1 protein-coding gene is annotated in these 427 nt (G+C 30.2%); it reads right to left on the bottom strand.

The features are described 5' to 3' along the window. Positions 1-398 (bottom strand): replication initiation protein (locus C9J34_RS21610; RefSeq protein WP_238600760.1); only part of this gene is annotated, 398 nt, incomplete at its 3' end. Positions 399-427 lie beyond the last annotated feature (29 nt).

Below are 427 nucleotides of genomic sequence, written 5' to 3' on the forward strand. Positions count from 1 at the left end.
TGAGCTTTTAAATAATCATATAACGTCCAACTGAAACCACTTTTAAATTGTGAAGTAATAGTTAAATCAGTGGTTACAAACTTTTCTTTCAGTTCTAAGATATGAGGGACCATTTCTTCAGACCAAACAAATTTAAAAAGTCCTCCAGAATACTTCATTCTTTGGAATACATTCCAATATTCAAATGTATCATCTTCTAAATCTTCTAATCCAACTTGCAAACTTAAAATACGTCGCGAATCTTTCTTTGCATCATCTGTCCGATATTGATCTATACTAAACTTTTTTTCAAAATCAGCCTTTCGAAATTCAGTTACACCGTTTTTTTGAGTTGAATAGATAGCGAATGCAAGCAACTGCATTTGATTTAATGTTAATCCTTGATTTAATTTTGCCATTGAAAATTCATTACTTTTCGAAATGCTAT

Origin of the sequence: Metasolibacillus meyeri (assembly GCF_003049505.1) — a bacterium.
Classification (GTDB): domain Bacteria; phylum Bacillota; class Bacilli; order Bacillales_A; family Planococcaceae; genus Metasolibacillus; species Metasolibacillus meyeri.